This is a genomic window from Gloeomargarita sp. SKYB120 (genome assembly GCA_025062155.1).
Taxonomy (GTDB): Bacteria; Cyanobacteriota; Cyanobacteriia; order Gloeomargaritales; family Gloeomargaritaceae; genus Gloeomargarita.
Genome location: JANXAM010000002.1, coordinates 146,373 through 164,184 on the forward strand (window position 1 = coordinate 146,373; position 17,812 = coordinate 164,184).

A 17,812-nucleotide genomic window follows, 5' to 3' on the forward strand; every position below is an offset into this window, starting at 1 on the left:
ATGACAGACGTCCAGACATTTTTTCAACAATTACAACGCTTTGGTATCACGTTGGGTTTGGAGCGTATCCAGCAGTTACTCAGCCATCTCGGCCAACCCCATCAAAAAGTACCGGCGATTCACGTCACAGGCACAAACGGCAAGGGGTCGGTATGCGCGTATCTCGCCCATGTATTGACCGCCTGCGGTTATCGCACGGGCTTGTACATTTCTCCGCATCTGGTGCATTACCAAGAGCGAATTCAGATTAATGGGAAACCCATTCTTGAAACTGACTGGTGGCAGATTCTGTCCCAGATCAAACAAGTGGTAGAGACCTATCATCTCGCCATCACAGAATTTGAAGCCATTACGGCCTTGATGTGGGTTTATTTTGCTGAGCAACAGGTGGATATTGCCGTGATTGAAGTGGGGTTGGGGGGACGTCTAGATGCGACTAATGTGATAGAAAATCCCTTGGTCACAGTGATAACTTCTATTGGGTTCGATCATCAAGACCGGCTTGGTCCGACAGTTGCCGACATCGCCTGGGAAAAAGCGGGAATTCTTAAGCCCTATCGTCCCCTGGTGCGGGGGCCCGTACCACCCGACGCGGCAGCTGTCATTGACCATCGTGCGCGAGAACTGCATTGCCCGCTCGTTGTGGTCGAACCGCCAGCATCTCCCTCAGGAAATATCTTGTCTTTCCAAGGTGATGACTACTCAATCCCCCTGCTCGGTGAACATCAAAAGTTAAATGCAATGATTGCGCTAGAAGTTGTGAACCAATTGCGACAGCAGGGATGGTGTTTACCGGTGGCAAATGTGCAGTGGGGAATTGCGCATACCCGCTGGCCGGGCCGATTACAATGGGTGGATTGGCAGGGCCGACAAATTCTACTGGACGGGGCGCACAATCCTGAAGGCGCTGCAACCTTACGTCGTTACATTGACCAAGAGCACTTAGCACCGGTGCATTGGGTGATTGGATTACTAACCAGTAAAGACGCCAACGCAATTTTAGCAGCACTTTTACGTCCGAAGGACAGGGTGAGTTTTGTCCCGATTCCCGGTCACCGCTACCATGAACCGGCGATACTCTGTGATTTGAGCCAGCAAATTTGCCCAGGAGTCACGGCGCAGGCGTCTGATGCTATTCAAGATGCTTTGGCTGGGGTAATGGTCGGATATACACCGGTCATTTGCGGCTCATTGTATTTGATCGGACAAGTGCTCAAAGACATCGGGAGCCCCTCGTTTCAGCGATAATAGAAGAAAACCGGATAAACAACCATGGGTATCCGCATTTTACACCTATCAGATATTCACCTGGGAAGCGGCCAAGGTTATGGGCGGTTTAATCCGCAAACTGGTATCAACACACGAGTAGAAGATTTTTATCGGGCCTTGGAAACAGCGATTGATCAGGCGTTAGCTTTGCCCGTGGATGTGGTGTTGTTCACCGGAGACGCCTTTCCCGATGCAACGCCGCCTCCCCGGATTCAGGAATTGTTTGCTCGACAATTTTTGCGCTTGACGACTGCTGAAATTCCGGTGGTGATGCTGGTGGGCAATCACGACCAATACAAGCAAGGAGAAGGGGGGGCGTCGTTATCCATTTATCGAGCGCTGAATGTGCCTGGTGTCATTGTAGGGGAATCTTTAGCGACCTACACCTTGACCACTCCCAATGGACCCTTACAAATTGTTACCTTGCCCTGGATTACCCACTCCATGCTGCTGACCAAACCGGAGACACAAGGTTTGTCAATGGAACAGATTAACCAATTACTACTGACACGGCTGCGGGAAGCCCTCGAAGGAGAGATTCTTCTTTTGGACGCCAATATACCAGCCATCTTAGCAGCCCATCTGATGGTGGACCAGGCGATATTGGGAGCCGAACGATTTTTATCGCCAGGGAAAACGTTTACCGTGCCTTTGTCATTGTTGGCTCAGCCTTGTTTTCGCTATGTGGCCTTAGGGCATGTCCATCGCCATCAAGTGTTGTGCCAGGAACCGCCAGTGGTCTATGCCGGTAGTATTGAGCGCGTTGACTTTGGTGAAGAAAACGAAGCCAAAGGATATGTGCTTGTTGAGATTGAACCTACCGAAACGCGCTGGCAATTTTGTCCATTGCCCACTCGCCCCATGCACACCATCCAGGTGGATTTAACCCAGGCGAAAGACCCGCAAACCAAACTTCTAGACGCGGTAAAAAAAGCCCCAATTACTGATGCAATTGTGCGGGTGATTTATCGAATTCGTGCTGACCAAGTCACTCAGATCAATGAGAGAGAACTGCGGGAAGCGCTAGCCACAGCCCACTACGTCGCTTTGCAACCAGAAATTGTGACAGAACAACCCCGAAAACGAATTACAAATGTCGATCTCAGCCAGGTCTTAGACCCCATGACGGTCCTGGCGCAATACGTGGACGAAATGGAGCATCTCAAGCCCTTGAAAAAGGACTTATTACTAGCGGCGCAAGCCTTACTCCAGGGCACAGAACCGGACTGGTCGGCAACACCCGCAACTGAACAACTACCCCTGCAACTGGGCGAGATAACCCCGGTGAGCGAACGGTAAATCTACAACTTCAGCGGTTTTTCCATCCACCTGCACCATTAATCCAACGCCGCCCGCTTTGGTACGAATATATCCCAAACCTCGGTGTTCTTCCTGAAAAGAATGGGTGTAACTGGTCAATACGCCAACTTTTTCTTCACCCAGATAAATCGGGGTACCTGGTGTGGCTGGTGCGGTTAATTTCAGGCCCCACAACTGTTGTTTGACCCCCTGATAAGTGTTAAGTCGCGCCAGGGTTTCTTGCCCGATATAACACCCCTTCTGCAGGGACACGCAATGCCATAAACCCGCTTCAAAAGGATTGTAATCTTCCGTGAGTTCTGCACCAACCGCCGGTCGTCCTTGCTCAATTCGTAGCCATTCCCACGCCTGTTCACCCCAGGGAATCGCCCCCTGTTGCCTACACCATTGCCAAAAGTCAGTCGCCATTTCCACCGGCACAATGATTGTGTAACCAGGTGTGACTAATCCACTGCCAACTGCTATCCAAACGGGTGCGTTTTCCCAAGCGATGACAGTGTGATTGCCCAGCGGTTGAGCGGTTAAATCGGCGGCCCCCAATTGCGCGACCAGTTCGTGACTCCCTGGCCCAATCAGCGTAAACATGGCGGTGGCATCCGTGTGGTCAAGGACAGTTACGTGATCGGCAAAAAAGATGTATTTTTCGAGCCATTGGATAATGCGTTGCCGTTGCCCCGGCGAAATGACCAAACGAATCTGCTCCGGTTCAATGTAGGCGCTTACCAAATCAATGGTACGGGCGGTGGATGTCACGAAAACCGTGTCGCAACCTTGACCAACGCTCAACTTCTGAATGTCATTGGTGCTCTGGTTGTGCAGGTAACGCATACGGTCAGCTCCCTGCAGCAATAACCGTCCCCAATGCGTACGGTCGAACAAAATGACGCCGGTTTCTAACTGGTTGCGTGTATTGATTTCTTGACCAAATATCCAGGGGAAACCGTCCGGGTGAAATTGGGCGCCGGTTGATGCTTGTGCTTGACGTAATGTTGCCAGCGACATGGTCATCAGTTTGGCGATTCGGGAACTTCTACAGCTTCAACATCTACCGTACCGGGGGGCGTCAAACGTTGAAATTTACCGCCGCTGACTTGCAATCGTTCACCACAGTTGGGGCAGCGGGTTTGGGTCTGGTTCCACCCCTGGAGTGACGTGCCACAGACGGGGCAGGGACCGACCGCGATTTGCCGGCGCACCCACCAGCGCAATCCCCATAGCACCAGGGGCGGCGCGATCACTAGAAATAGCAGGAAGGCTGACAACCCCTGCGCTAGGCCCTGGAGTCCGATATTGCTCAGTACCGCCAGAAGCAAGAGCCAGCCCAGCCAAAATCGCCACCCGTTGTTCACCCGTCTCTCCCAGACCGTACAATCTAGCTAGCGTTGATTGTTTTTATAGTAGTGTATGACCCACCCGACCGATCAGCAAACCTTGGCCCGCTGGCTGGCTGCTGATTTTAGTAACCAGGCCCAGGCGTTTGAGAACCCGCCCTTTTTTGCCCATATCCGGGTGTGTATGCGTCCTTTGCCCTGGTCGCTGCTGGACGGGTTGAGTCTGTATGTGGAACAAGCCTACGACTATGAATTGCACCGGCCCTATCGGGTGCGCGTACTTAAAATCATCACCGTCAATGACCATTTAGAAATCGAAAATTACGTGGTACGAGATGAAGCAGCATTTTACGGTGCGTCTCGGCAAAAAGACCGGTTACAAGCGCTCACCCGTGAACACCTGACCCGCTTGCCTGGTTGCAATATGATTGTCACCTGGGATGGTCATAGTTTTCATGGCAAGGTGGAACCGGGTAAATGTTGCTGGGTCGAACGGCGTGGCAAACGCACGTACTTGGATAGCGAATTTGTGATCAATGCCCAGCAATTTCTGAGTTGGGACCGGGGTCGTGACCCAGAAACCGATGTCCAGGTGTGGGGCGCTGTCGCGGGGCCATTTGAATTTACACGGGTGCAAAGTTTTGCGGAAGAAGTGCCTAGATTACCCTATTGAAAACCGGCGTTCTGGCACCACAATATAACCCGTTTCTTCGTTCCCCAAAACCTGGTTTTTCTGCGGTCCCCAGTACCACCAGTACGCCGCTACATAGGCACACACCAACGCATCCAACTGGTCTTCCACCACCTTCAAGGATGAACCGTTTAGGGGAATCGCCGGCAATTCGGTCAGGACTAAAGGGGGTTCCGCCTGTTGGAGTTGCCATAGCAAATCCCGTAGCTTGGCTAATTCCTGTCGTCGTTCGGTTAAGGCTCCCTTTTTGTACTTGAGAATGCGCGGCAAGTTAAATAAATGCACCACCGCCGGATGGGGAAAAACCTCGATTTGCCAGCGGTCAGGGGAACGGGGTTGGATGTCAACGCCGTGGCGAAATTGCCGCGCCAACAACGCTTGCCCAAATCCCACCGTGCGCTGGGCAAAGGGACGCCCCTGGTTTGCTGGATAACATCCCGCATGATAACTGCGAAAGTATTGATGCGTTAACCGGTCGGGCAGGCGCATCCCCGTTGGATTGGGAATGATAGTCGGCGCATCCACCGCAATCCCCGCCGGTTGCCCCACCGGTGCCCAGGTATCCACCCAGGCCAGGATGTCCGTTAGCAGCTGCCGCCGGTCCAAGTCCATTAGCGCCAGGGTTTGCCCGTCCCATGCCAAGCAGCAAAGCCCTGACGGCCCGCACGTCCAGCCCAGGTCAATGCCTAGGAAGCGCAACTAGGCGACCCCTTCAATCCGGTCTTCGATGTCCTGGTAAAGCTGTTGGAGCAGTTGGATGTTGGCTTCACTGGTTTGCCAGTAACCCCGCCCATGCACTTCCAACAGCGTGCCGACAATCCGCCGGAAAGAATGGGGGTTCAAGTTCATTAGCCGCTCCCGCATCTGGGGGTCGTTGATGTAAGTGTTGTGGGCTTCTTCGTAAATCCAGTTGTCCACCGCGCCCGCCGTCGCCGACCACCCCAGCGTGTTGTTCAGCCGCTTGGCAATCTCCCGCACCCCCTCATAGCCGTGCTTGAGCAAGCTCTCATACCACTTGGGGTTGAGCAACTTGGTCCGGGAATCCAGGCGCACCGTCTCGCTCAAACTCCGCACCCGCGCATCCGGCGTCGTGGTGTCAGCAATATACGCCTGGGGTTTTTTGCCATCGCTGCGTAAACTGGCCACCACCTTGGTCGGGTCGGAATCAAAGTAGTGGGACACATCGGTGAGCGAAATTTCCGACGAATCCAGATTCTGCAACGTCACATCCACCCGACGCAGGCTGCTTTGGAACAATTGCAGGTTTTGCTCCATCGTCCCCGGCGAATCGGCGTTAAACGCATAGGACTTGCGGGTTAAAAACATCTCCTGCAAATCCTTTTCCTGCTCCCAGGTGCTGTTTTCCACCGCCAGGTTGACATTGGCCGCGTAGGAACCCGACGCGTTGGAAAACACCCGTGTCGCCGCTTGCCGCAGGGGAATGTTTAACTCTTGGGCCTGCTCTAGGGCATGTTTGCGCACAAAATTCCACTCCAGGGGTTCTTCCGCCTCCGCCGCCAGTTTCACCGCCTGGTCAATCAAATACATCTGGTTCAGGAACAAGTCCCGGAAGACACCCGAGCAATTTACCACCACATCAATGCGGGGCCGGCCCAATTCCTCCAGCGGGATGAGCTGCAACCGGTTCATCCGTCCCAGGGCATCCGGCATGGGTTTGACGCCCACCAGCCAAAACACCTGGGCCAGGGATTCCCCGTAGGTCTTGATATTGTCCGTGCCCCACAGGGTGATGGCGATACTTTCTGGCCACGCGCCCCCAGCTTCCTGGCGATACCGCTCCAGCAGGCGGTCCACAATCACCCGCGCCTGGGCAATGGCCGCCGCCGTGGGAATGGATTGGGGGTCCAGGGCATGAATGTTTTTACCCGTCGGCAGCACCTCCGGCGTGCGGATGGGGTCTCCCCCTGGCCCCGGCGCAATGTACTCTCCTTCCAGCGCCCGCAACAAGGCCCCTAGCTCGTTGTCCGCTGTGATGAGTTCCAGGCATTGGGCCAAGTAATTCATCAACGGCTGCAACTGCACCTGCTCCAGTTGGGGGTAGTCTTTTTTCAGGAGTTGAAACCAGGGTTCTTGCGCCCCCAACCCAAAGAAATTGAACCGCGCCGTCCGGCCAATCCGTCCCTCCTGGTCCGTGACTGTTTCCACCAGCGTCGTAATCGCTTTTTGAGTGTCATTTTGCAGCTTGTCCAACAGCGCCACTGCCTCTAAATCCCCCCGTTGACTGCGCTGGTAGATGGCATCCAAATCCTGACCCAAACTGCGGGCGAGCGTGCGCGGCAAACTCTCTAACCCTTCCTCAGGACGGTCCACTTTCGCAATCGCCACCAGTGTCGCAATTGCTTCCTGGGCCGATGGCGGTTGACCAATCACGTGCAATCCAAACGGCAACAGGCGTGACTCGATGTCCATCAATTGCCGGTAAATTTTGCCCACCAATTCATCCCGCTGCTCGGGTGTCAATGCATCGCCACTGGTTTCTGGCAACGGCACATCCTGGTCCAAATTCACCAGGCAACATTGCTCCAGGATGCTGTTAATAATAGCGGCGCCCCGTCCCGTGTCTTTCAGTGTTTGGTAGGACGCAATCAAATCCTTTAACTCCCGCAACCCCTTGTACAAACCCGCCTGGTCCGCCGCCGGCGTCAGGTAACTAATCGTGGTGGCATACCCCCGCCGCTTGGCAATCGTCGCCTCCGATGGATTATTCGCCGCGTAGTAATAGAAATTGGGCAATTCCCCAATCAAATTGTCGGGATAACAATCGCCGGAGAGTCCCATCTGCTTGCCCGGCATAAACTCCAGCGAACCGTGCGTCCCAAAGTGCAACACCGCATCCGCTTGCCAGATGTGATTCAGGTAGGTGTAATAGGCAGCAAACCCATGGTGGGGCGATGCCGAACGGGAGAACAACAATCGCATCGGGTCCCCTTCATACCCAAACGTCGGTTGCACCCCGATAAATACATTTCCAAAATGCTTGCCGTAGATGAGCAAATGTTGTCCATCGCTGTTGAGATGGCCTGGCGGCGGCCCCCATTGCTCCGTAATGCGCTCGTGGTAGGGCGTCAATCGCTCGTATTCCGGCACCGGCATCCGGTAGGCAATGTTCAAATTGGGACTGCCCACCAGCGCTTGCCGGTCATGCAAAACTGCTTCCATTAATTCCTCGACGCTCGCGGGCATCTCATCCACAAAATACCCGTTATTTTTGAGCGCCTCTAACACCCGGTAAATTGAGCCAAAGACATCCAAATACGCCGCCGTCCCCACATTGCCTTTATCGGGCGGAAAACTGAAAACCGTAATCGCAATTTTCTTTTGACACTTGGGTTTGCGCCGCAGTTGCACCCAGCGCATCGCCCGTTTCGCCAGTAATTCCACCCGGTCTCGCAGGGCAATCGCCTTCCCAGTCGCTCCATCCCGGCCCGATAGGATAATCGGTTCAATCGCCCCGTCCAACTCGGGAATCGCCATTTGCAACGCCACTTGAATTGGGTGCAATCCCAAATCACTCGCCCGCCATTCCTCCGTCGTTTGAAACACCAAGGGCAACGCCACAATGTAGGGACGATTCAGTTTTTTGAGCGCTTCTACCGCTTTGGGATGGTCTTGCCGGGCCGGTCCCCCCACCAGTGCAAATCCGGTTAACGACACCACCACATCCACCAGCGGTTTTTGGGGTTGTTTGGGGTGATAAAAATAGGCTTCCACTGGCTTGGAAAAATCCAGTCCACCAGCAAACACCGGAATCACCCGCGCCCCCAAACACTCCAACTCCTGTACCATTGCCACGTAATGGGCGTCATCGCCGGTAATTAAATGGGTGCGCTGCAATACCAGACCCACCGTCGGCGCTAAAGAATCGCGCAATTCTTCGCCAATATCTGCCCGGTTTTCGTACCAGCGCAAGTAATCTGTTAACGACTCAAACATCTGGGGCGCCAGGGGATGCCAGATGCCCATATCGGGATAGGTCACCGGCTCTTGAAACGCCAATTTTTCCTCTACATGGGGCAGATATTTATCCGCCAGCATGAGTAGGAAATTGCGCAGGTTTTCTTTCGACCCACCCAACCAATACTGAAAACTCAACATGAAATTGCGGGCATCTTGAGCCTTATCAATGGGCAGGTATTTTAAGATTTTGGGCAGGGTTTGCAATAACTTGAGCATTCCCTCCTGGAACGATGCACCCCCGGCCTCTTTGCGCTTGCGCATGAACTGGGCAATGGCACTCTTGGATTGACCCAACTGCGCCATGGAAAACGTCCCCAGCTTGTTCAAGCGCATCACCTCTGGCAGGGACGGAAACACGACAATCGCGTGCAACTTATCTCGGTACGGTGTGACCGCTTGGACAATCTTTTGCGCCAAATCTTCGACAAAAATCAACGACGCAATAAACACGTCCGCCTGGGCAATATCCGCTTGGAATTGCTGATAGTTCTCTGGTGAGCGCAATTCTTCAATCAAATATCCCCGCAATTCCACCGCTAAATTTCCCGGTTGCGTATTGATTTCCCGCGCCGCCGCCGTCAATGTGCTTTGATACTGCGGTTCCAATACCACATACACCACCCGCATCACGGTGCGATTTTCCACATTTTCAGGCTGCAATTGACGGATCGCCGGCTTGACGTAGGTGAACATAAGCTCGCTGTCACACAAACGGTCTATGAGTATTCTTACCGAAAACGCCCCACGCCGGCGGCCCCTGCACCCCCACCTGCAATAATTCGATACGTTGCTTAATTTTAGGATAGACTTCTTGCGCTGTGGTACGTTTTCTGATAAGGAAGCAGAGAAAAACTGGGGACGGGGCTGTAATAGTTAGGTCACCTTATACGTGTCATTCCCCAAGTCGCAGGCCGAAGCCCTGGAGCAAGAGCCAAGAGATGACCTAGCCAAAATCACGTGGCCTCAGGGAATCCCCGCACTCATCGCCAGCATCCGTTCTAGGGGCACCAGGGCTTTCTGACGGATGTCTTCCGGCACGGTGATTTCCGGTTGGCGGTCCCGCAGCGCCAGATAGACTTTTTCCAGGGTGTTCAAGCGCATGTAGGGACATTGATTGCACGCGCAACCGTTGGTGGCCGGCGCCGGAATGAACACCTTGTCAGGAGCAGCTTTTTGCATCTGGTGAATGATGCCCGGTTCGGTCACCACGATGAATTCCCGAGCGTCGCTGCGCTGGACGTATTTGAGCAGGCCGGTGGTGGATGCGATGTAATCCGCCATTTCTAAAACCGGGGCTTCGCATTCGGGGTGGGCAATGATTTGCGCGTGGGGATAGCGCACCTTCAGCTTCACCAATTCCTGATAAGAAAACGTCTCGTGGACGATGCAACTGCCTGGCCAGAGCACCATTTCCCGCCCGGTTTGCTTCATGACATAGCGCCCCAAGTTTTGGTCTGGCGCAAAAATGATTGGCTGTTCGGGGGGAATCTGCTGGACAATGGCGACCGCGTTGGAACTGGTGCAAATAATATCGCTCATGGCTTTGATGGCCGCCGAGCAGTTGATGTAGGAAATCACCAGGTGGTCGGGATACTGGGCCTTGAACGCAGCGAAGGCATCAGGGGGACAACTATCCGCTAGCGAGCAACCGGCGGCCAAATCTGGCAACAACACCAACTTATCGGGGTTGAGAATCTTCGCCGTTTCCGCCATGAAATGCACGCCGGCAAATAAAATGACATCGGCGTTGGTCTGGGCTGCTTGCCGAGATAACCCTAGCGAATCCCCCACGTAGTCGGCGACGTCCTGCACCTGGGAATCCTGGTAATAATGCGCTAAAATGACGGCGTTTAACTCCTGCTTGAGCGCCTGAATCGCCCCAACCAAATCCTTCGGCAGCGCCGTCTCCTGCACCGGCAAGAACATCGCCCTACTCCTGAGAGTTCTGTAACGCTTTGTTGTATTATAGTTGATTTTACCAAAATTAGAACCGGCGTGACAGGCGATACCAAACTCACAAATGCCGGTCGGATATTGTACCTTTAATGATCTAACGCTGACTGATGGCGCGGATGACGGGCACGGTGTACTTGGTGGGCGCAGGCCCGGGCGACCCGGGATTGCTCACCCTGAAGGGCAAAACGCTGCTGGAGCTGGCGGAGGTGGTAATTTACGATGCGCTGGTGAGTCCCCCGATCCTAGCGATGGTCAACCCTCAGGCGGAACGCATTTTTGTGGGCAAGTACCGGGGCTGGCACGCGTTACCCCAGGCGAAAATTAATGAGTTGCTGATTGCCAAGGCTCAGGAATACGCAACGGTGGTGCGGCTCAAGGCGGGCGACCCATTTATTTTTGGGCGCGGGGGTGAAGAAGTGGCGGCGCTGCGCCAGGCGGGCATTCCGGTGGAGGTTGTACCCGGGATTAGCGCAGGGTTTGCCTTGGGGTTGCCCTTGACCCACCGGCAATACAGTTCCAGCGTGGCCCTGGTGACGGGACACGAAGCGATTGAGAAAACGCGACCGGCGGTGAATTGGACCGCGTTGGCTCAAGGCGCGGATACGCTGGTGATTTACATGGGGATGCACCACTTGGCAGAAATTGCCCAGACGTTGATGGCGGCGGGGCGTCCAGCTACGACACCGGTCCAGGTGGTGCAGTGGGGAACTTGGCCTCAGGAGCGACGGGTGCAGGGAACGCTGGCAACCATTGCGGATGTCGTCACCCAAGCGGGAGTCGGAGCGCCAGCGATGATTGTGGTGGGTGAAGTGGCAGCGACGGAACCAGTATGATCTAGGGAAACGAGCCAGCAGGGGAATTCCAATGGAATTTTTCATTGTTCTGGTGATTGCTTTCATCATCATCACGCTGGCGATTCGCAATCTCTACTACATCTGCCAGCCGAATGAGGTGTTGATTTTTGCCGGTACAACGCGCTGGGTGCCGGCGTTGGGACGACGGGTGGGCTACCGGCTGGTCAAGGGGGGAAGCAGTTTACGAATGCCCCTGTTTGAGCGGGTGTTGCGCCTGGATTTGACCAATATGATTATTGAATTGAAGGTGGTGGGGGCCTATTCCAAGGGCGGGATTCCCCTGAAGGTCGAAGGCGTGGCCAATATCAAAATTGCTGGCGAAGAACCGATTATTCACAACGCCATTGAACGACTGCTTGGCAAAACCCGGGATGAGATTCAGCGCATCGCCAAAGAAACCCTGGAGGGCAATTTGCGGGGCGTGCTGGCAAGCTTAACCCCCCAGCAAGTCAATGAAGATAAATTGGCGTTTGTGCGCAGTCTCCAGGAGGAAGCGGAAGAGGATTTGGGGAAATTGGGCCTGGTGCTCGACACTTTGCAGATTCAAAACATTTCCGACGATGTGGGGTACCTGGACTCCCTCGGGCGCAAGCAACGCGCGGAACTGCTGCGAGACGCCCGGATCGCCGAAGCCCAAGCGCAAGCCCAAGCAGCCATCCAAGCCGCTGAAAACGCCCGTCTTACGACCTTTGCCAAGCTCGATGCCGAGATGGAGATTATCCAAGCGGAAGTCCAGCGGCGGATTCGGGATGCGGTCACGCGGCGGGAAGCCTTGGTGGCGGAGGTGCAGGCGGAAGTCGGAGCCCAATTGGCGCGCACCCAAGCCGATTTAGCGGTACAGCGAGAACGGATTACCCAGGTGCGCCAGCAACTCCAAGCGGATGTGATCGCGCCGGCGCAAGCGCGTTGTCAACAAGAGATGGAAGCAGCGCAAGCGGCGGCGGCTCAGATCGTTGAAGATGGGAAAGCGCTAGTGGAAGGGATGCGTCAGTTGGCGATGACGTGGCAACAGGCGGGCGCCCATGCGCGGCAAATTTTCCTGCTGCAGAAGCTGGCACCCCTGTTGCAGGCGCTGGCGGCGACGGTTCCTCCGGTGCAGGTGGAACGTGTGACAGTGCTCGACCCCGCCTCTGCAAGTAGTACAGCAGCCTGGTGGGAACAGGTACAGGCGGCGACCGGCATTGACCTGAAGCAACTGTTGCCCCAGAAGTCCCCCCCACCCGAATCATGACGGTTGCGCAGCAACATCCCTATCAATGGCTGGAACAGGCGCTGGTCACCATCCAGCGGGCGCACTGGCAACGGACGTTGAAACCCATCACTAGCCCGCCGGGACCTGTTGTTACCGTTGGGGAGCAACGAGTTTTGAACTTCGCCAGTAACGATTACTTGGGCTTGGCAGGCGATGAACGGCTAGTGCAAGCGGCGACCCAGGCGATGCAGCGTTATGGCGTGGGGGCGACCGGTTCGCGGCTGCTCAGCGGCCATCGGGATTTGCATCGGGAGTTGGAGCGGACGGTGGCCCAGTGGAAGGGCACGGAAGACGCGCTGGTGTTTAGCAGTGGCTATGCCGCCTGTCTCGGAACGATTGTGGCGCTGGTGGGACGGCCCGATGCCATTTTCCAGGACGCGTACAACCACAGTTGTCTGCAACAGGGGGCCAAGTTGAGCCAAGCCCAGGTGTACGCCTACCGGCACAACGACCTGGCGCATCTCCAGGAACTGCTGCAAACCCATCGCCCCGACCATCGCCGCGCTTTGATTACGACCGAAAGCCTGTTCAGCATGGACGGGGACTGTTGCCCGCTCCCGGAGTTGCTGGACTTGGCAGAGCAGTGGGACTGCATGGTGCTGGTGGATGAAGCCCACGGTAACGGCGTGTTCGGCGAGCAGGGGGCTGGCTGGGTGCAGGCGACGGGGTGTCAAGACCGGCCTTTGGTACAGGTGGGCAACTTCAGCAAGGCGCTGGGGAGCATGGGGGGCTACGTCGCCGGTCATCACTCGTTGATAGCGTATCTACGGCACCGCGCGCCCACCTGGGTCTATAGCACGGGTCTTTCGATTCCCGATACGGCGGCAGCCTTAACCGCCATTGGCATCCTGCAGCAGGAACCCCAGCGGCAAGCCCAGCTCTGGCGGAATATCCACGACCTGCGAACGCGGTTGACCCAAGCGGGATTGCCCTTGCTGTCGCCCGTCCCGTCTCCGATTGTGTGCTTGCCCCTGCGAGATACCGAAACCGCCGCCCAGTTGGAACCTGCGCTTTTAGAAGCGGGCGTTTTGGCGGGCGTGGTGCGTCCCCCGACTGTTCCCACCAGCCGGTTGCGCCTATCGGTCACCAGCAGCCACACGCACGACCATCTTGCTGAATTAGTGAGTGTTCTCTGTCGATTTTCTGGGGTCTATGGCTGAAGCCGGTTACACCCTACCCGTATTTGCCTGCGCCAGTGCCGTCGCCGCCTGGCATTACCTGCGCACCCAGGAAATCCCAGACACGGTGCAATTGGATTTACTGAACCCACCGACGACAGCGGAAATTCCCATTGAACAGGTGGTGCCTTTGTCCAGGGGTGGGGCGCTGGCCATGACTCGTTCGCAACCTGGCGACAATCTGGACTTGACCCGCAACACGCCAGTGTGGGCGCTGGTCACCTGGGGCGAATCGGCTGACGAACCCTTGACCTTGGTTGGAGGCTACGGCGTGGGGTGGCACCGCGAGACTGGACAAGCCGCGATTTATCAGTATGCGCGCCGTCTCTTGACCCACCATCTCGCCAGCGACAAGCCCTTGCGTGTAGAAATCATCTTGCCCCAGGGCCGGCGCCTGGCGGAACGCACGTCCAATGCAGCGTTTGGTGTAGTGGAAGGGTTGGCTCTCCTGGGAACCAGCGGCATTGCCCATCCCGTAAGCGCGCCGGAACAACTAGAGCAATTTCGGGACGAACTGCGCCGGAAAGCACCCCAGGGGGAGGTCGTCTTTTGCATTGGGGAAAATGGTCTCGACCTGGCCCGCTCGTGGCACATTCCCGATGACTACCTGGTGAAAACGGGCAACTGGTTGGGGCCATTGCTGGTGGAAGCGTCACTGCTGGCTGTGCAAACCGTCACCCTACTTGGTTACCACGGCAAGCTCCTGAAACTCGCAGGCGGCATTTTCCACACCCACCACCATCTCGCCGATGCGCGTTTGGAAATTCTGGCGGCTTGCGCGTTACGGGCCGGTTTGCCGACGCCAGTGTTGCAAAAACTATTGACGCAACCGACGGTGGACGCCGCCATGCACTACCTGAACCAGGTGCAGCCGTTGCAGATGCGGGCGTTGTACGACATCATCCTGGCCCAAATCCGCCACCGCACCCAGAGCTACATCCACGCCCACGGCGGCCAACCCTTGGGATTGGAAGTCATCTTGTTCAACCGCGAGCGGCAAGTGGTGGCCCAGACGCCTGGGGCAAAGCGGTGGTTCAACCTGCGCTAAGATGCTGATCATCGCCACGGAGAGCCACCCATGACCAAAACCGTTGCCGAAGCCATGACGCCTGACCCGGTGGTGGTCTATCCCCAAACCCCGATTGAGGAGGCCATCCAAATCCTGGCGGAACGGGGGTTTAGCGGCCTACCCGTGGTCAATGAGCGGCATCAACTGGTCGGTGTCTTGTCCACCTTGGATATTCTCCACCGGCAAGAGGGGATTCGCCCGCCCCTTTATTTCTGGTTCATGGACGCCGTGATCTGGCTGGAAAACCCGCAGCATTATCGCCAGGAACTGCACAAAGTGTTAGGGCCGACGGTTGGCGATGTGATGACTCCCCATCCCATCAGCATTCATCCTGAAGAACCCCTGACGGTGGCGGCCCATAAAATGCACCAGCACAACGTCCGCCGCTTACCCGTGGTGAACTCGGAAAATCGGGTCGTGGGTATCCTGACGCGAGGGGATATTGTGCGCTGTTTAGCTGAGGAAATTGCCGCCGAGACCAATCCGTGACTGGTAGGAGCAAAGGGGAAACGCAATGGTTACCGTTGCTAAAAAGACCTACACCCCTGACGAATACTTTGCTTGGGAGTCGCAGGCGCAAATTCGTCACGAATACCGTCGTGGAGACATGATTCCCCTGCCTGGCGGCACGCCAACTCACAATGAAATCATGCGGATGTTGGTGTTTCTGCTAACTGCTAGTTTGCGACAGAAACCCTACTGTATTTTTGTGAGTGACCAACGGCTCTGGATTCCTGCGACCGACCAATACACCTATCCCGATGTGATGGTAACACCACGCCCCCCGGAATTAAGACCAGGTCGCACGGATACCGTCATGAATCCTATCTGCGTGGCCGAAATCCTTTCTGAATCAACGGAAGGCTATGACCGCGGCGACAAATTTAGCGCCTACCGAACCATTCCTACCTTCCAAGAATACCTTTTGATTGCGCAGGATAAAGTCCAGGTCGAACACTTTATCAAACAAACGCAGAACGAGTGGCTGTTCGAGGAATATAAGCATCTCTCGGATGTAGTCATGCTCAACTCGCTTGAGGTGCGTCTCTCCCTAGCAGAGCTGTACGAAACGGTTGAATTTTTAGAGAACTCCTAACGGGATGACACCCTGCGACTCTAAGGATGACCGGCTTGGTGATGGAGCGTTCCGTGAGAACCACATTAACCTACTTTGTCGTGACGGAACTGGGTGACGCACTTTGCCAGTCCAAACGTTATACTATCGGCTTAACGGTGGGTGGGGGTACGCGCCATGTGCGGCATTGTGGGTTATGTAGGGTTGCAATCAGCCTTAGGCATTCTCATGGAAGGCTTGCGCCGGCTGGAATATCGGGGCTACGACTCCGCGGGCATGGCGTGGCTCGACAATGGCGAAATTCACGTGTTACGGGCGGCGGGAAAACTGCACAACTTACAGGCGCAACTCCCGGCGACCCACAGCCATGTGGGGATTGGTCATACCCGCTGGGCCACCCACGGCAAACCCGAAGAGCGCAACGCCCATCCCCACGTGGATAACCAGCGGCGCGTCGCCGTTGTCCAAAACGGCATCATCGAAAACTACCGTGCGTTGCGAGACGAGTTGACTGCCCAGGGGTGCGTGTTTACGTCGGATACCGATACGGAGGTCATCCCCCATCTCGTGAGCCTGTATTTGCAGCAGGGCCACCCCTTCCTGGAAGCAATGCGCCTGGCGGTGTCGCGTTTAGAGGGAGCCTTTGCCATTGCGGCGATTGCGGCTGACGCCCCTGATGAAATTGTGCTGGCCCGGCAACAAGCGCCCCTGGTGGTGGGGTTAGGCCAGGGGGAATTTTTCTGCGCGTCCGATACCGCTGCTTTGATCAGCCATACGCAAGCCTTTCTGGCCCTGGAAAACGGGGAATTGGCCCGCCTGACGCCCCTAGGCGTGGAACTCTATACCTTTGCTGGGCAACGGGTGCAGCGCTATCCCCAACGGTTGACCTGGAGTCCCCTAGCGGTGGAAAAAGGCGGCTTCAAGCACTACATGCTCAAGGAAATCCACGAGCAACCGGCGGTGTTGCGCCAGGGGTTGGAGTCCCACCTGATTGAGGGGCAGATTGCCCTAGGGCCAGTGCAGGAGTTGTACGCGCAGGTCGAGCACATCCACATCGTCGCCTGCGGCACCAGTTGGCACGCGGGTTTGGTGGGGAAATATCTCCTAGAGCAGATTGCCCAGATTCCCACCCACGTGTACTACGCTTCGGAGTTTCGCTACGCCCCGCCCCCCTACCTACCCCGCACCTTGACCATTGGCGTCACCCAATCAGGCGAAACAGCGGACACGTTGGCGGCGCTCTCCCTGGTTGCCAGCCGCACCTTGACTGGTACGCCCTGGTTGCTCGGCATCACCAATCGGCCTGACAGCACCTTGGGACGGCTAGTGCCTTATCTAATTGACACACGGGCGGGCATTGAAATTGGCGTGGCGGCGACCAAAACCTTCACGGCCCAGGTGGTGGCGTTTTACCTGCTGGCTCTAGACATGGCCCACCAGCGCGGGATGATTGACCAGGAAAAGCTAGAACTCTATCTCGCCAACCTGCAGAAAATCCCCAACCATTTGGAATGGATATTGGAGACGCAAACGCCAGCGATTGAGCAACTAGCGCATCAGTTTCAAGACGTACACCATGTAATTTATTTAGGGCGGGGGATCAATTTCCCCATCGCGTTGGAAGGGGCGTTGAAATTAAAAGAAATCAGCTACATTCATGCCGAGGGATATCCCGCCGGTGAAATGAAACACGGCCCCATCGCGCTACTGGATAAAAACGTGCCCGTTGTGGCGATTGCCATGCCCGGAACGGTTTATGAAAAAACGATTAGTAATGTGCAAGAAGCGCGGGCGCGAGAAGCTCAAATTATCGGCGTGGGGACGGCGGCCAATTTGGAA

The 17,812-nt window shown here is 55.8% G+C and carries 15 protein-coding genes; 10 read left to right on the forward strand and 5 right to left on the reverse strand.

Translation table 11 applies throughout. From position 1 onward, the window contains the following. Positions 1–1,248, forward strand: a complete 1,248-nt coding sequence (locus tag NZ705_01690) for a bifunctional folylpolyglutamate synthase/dihydrofolate synthase (GenBank protein MCS7291674.1) — start codon at positions 1–3, stop codon at positions 1,246–1,248. Between the two features lie 24 nt (positions 1,249–1,272). Further along, positions 1,273–2,568 carry an exonuclease SbcCD subunit D gene (locus tag NZ705_01695; protein ID MCS7291675.1) on the forward strand — a complete coding sequence of 432 codons (1,296 nt, stop codon included), beginning with the start codon at positions 1,273–1,275 and terminating at the stop codon, positions 2,566–2,568. Here the strand turns inward: NZ705_01695 and NZ705_01700 are convergent. Continuing rightward, a complete protein-coding gene (locus NZ705_01700; GenBank protein ID MCS7291676.1) occupies positions 2,524–3,591 on the reverse strand; it encodes a hypothetical protein in 1,068 nt (355 codons plus the stop codon). The two genes, NZ705_01695 and NZ705_01700, sit on opposite strands and share 45 nt — an antisense overlap. Positions 3,592–3,596: 5 nt before the next feature. Further along, on the reverse strand, positions 3,597–3,938 hold the full coding sequence (locus NZ705_01705; GenBank protein ID MCS7291677.1) for a hypothetical protein: 342 nt from the start codon (positions 3,936–3,938) through the stop codon (positions 3,597–3,599). A 55-nt stretch (positions 3,939–3,993) separates the two neighbouring features. Between NZ705_01705 and NZ705_01710 the strand changes: the two genes are divergently transcribed. Beyond that, positions 3,994–4,593 (forward strand): chromophore lyase CpcT/CpeT, encoded by a 600-nt coding sequence (locus tag NZ705_01710; GenBank protein ID MCS7291678.1) that lies wholly within the window; start codon positions 3,994–3,996, stop codon positions 4,591–4,593. Here NZ705_01710 and NZ705_01715 read toward each other — a convergent pair. From NZ705_01715 to nadA, 3 genes are all read right to left on the reverse strand, one after another. After that, positions 4,582–5,310 (reverse strand): DUF429 domain-containing protein, encoded by a 729-nt coding sequence (locus tag NZ705_01715; protein MCS7291679.1) that lies wholly within the window; start codon positions 5,308–5,310, stop codon positions 4,582–4,584. The two genes, NZ705_01710 and NZ705_01715, sit on opposite strands and share 12 nt — an antisense overlap. Beyond that, positions 5,311–9,282: a magnesium chelatase subunit H gene (locus NZ705_01720; GenBank protein MCS7291680.1), complete on the reverse strand. Its 3,972-nt coding sequence runs from the start codon at positions 9,280–9,282 to the stop codon at positions 5,311–5,313. It abuts the gene before it with no gap. A 270-nt stretch (positions 9,283–9,552) separates the two neighbouring features. Further along, positions 9,553–10,515, reverse strand: coding sequence for a quinolinate synthase NadA (gene nadA / locus NZ705_01725; protein MCS7291681.1), 963 nt, complete (start codon positions 10,513–10,515; stop codon positions 9,553–9,555). Between the two features lie 137 nt (positions 10,516–10,652). On the opposite strand from nadA, the gene cobA reads away from it, so the two are divergent. From cobA to glmS, 7 genes are all read left to right on the forward strand, one after another. Then, a complete protein-coding gene (gene cobA / locus NZ705_01730) occupies positions 10,653–11,378 on the forward strand; it encodes a uroporphyrinogen-III C-methyltransferase (protein ID MCS7291682.1) in 726 nt (241 codons plus the stop codon). Between the two features lie 31 nt (positions 11,379–11,409). Beyond that, positions 11,410–12,630 (forward strand): SPFH domain-containing protein, encoded by a 1,221-nt coding sequence (locus tag NZ705_01735; protein MCS7291683.1) that lies wholly within the window; start codon positions 11,410–11,412, stop codon positions 12,628–12,630. Beyond that, the gene (locus NZ705_01740) at positions 12,627–13,811 is read left to right on the forward strand and encodes an 8-amino-7-oxononanoate synthase (protein ID MCS7291684.1); all 1,185 of its coding nucleotides are present in this window, start codon (positions 12,627–12,629) and stop codon (positions 13,809–13,811) included. Before NZ705_01735 ends, NZ705_01740 begins: the two co-directional genes overlap by 4 nt. Then, a complete protein-coding gene (gene cbiD / locus NZ705_01745) occupies positions 13,804–14,877 on the forward strand; it encodes a cobalt-precorrin-5B (C(1))-methyltransferase CbiD (protein MCS7291685.1) in 1,074 nt (357 codons plus the stop codon). Before NZ705_01740 ends, cbiD begins: the two co-directional genes overlap by 8 nt. Before the next feature lie 30 nt (positions 14,878–14,907). Further along, positions 14,908–15,387 (forward strand): CBS domain-containing protein, encoded by a 480-nt coding sequence (locus NZ705_01750; protein ID MCS7291686.1) that lies wholly within the window; start codon positions 14,908–14,910, stop codon positions 15,385–15,387. A 25-nt stretch (positions 15,388–15,412) separates the two neighbouring features. Further along, a complete protein-coding gene (locus tag NZ705_01755; protein MCS7291687.1) occupies positions 15,413–15,994 on the forward strand; it encodes a Uma2 family endonuclease in 582 nt (193 codons plus the stop codon). Positions 15,995–16,150: 156 nt separating this feature from the next. Beyond that, on the forward strand, positions 16,151–17,812 hold a 1,662-nt coding region (gene glmS, locus NZ705_01760), incomplete at its 3' end, for a glutamine--fructose-6-phosphate transaminase (isomerizing) (GenBank protein MCS7291688.1).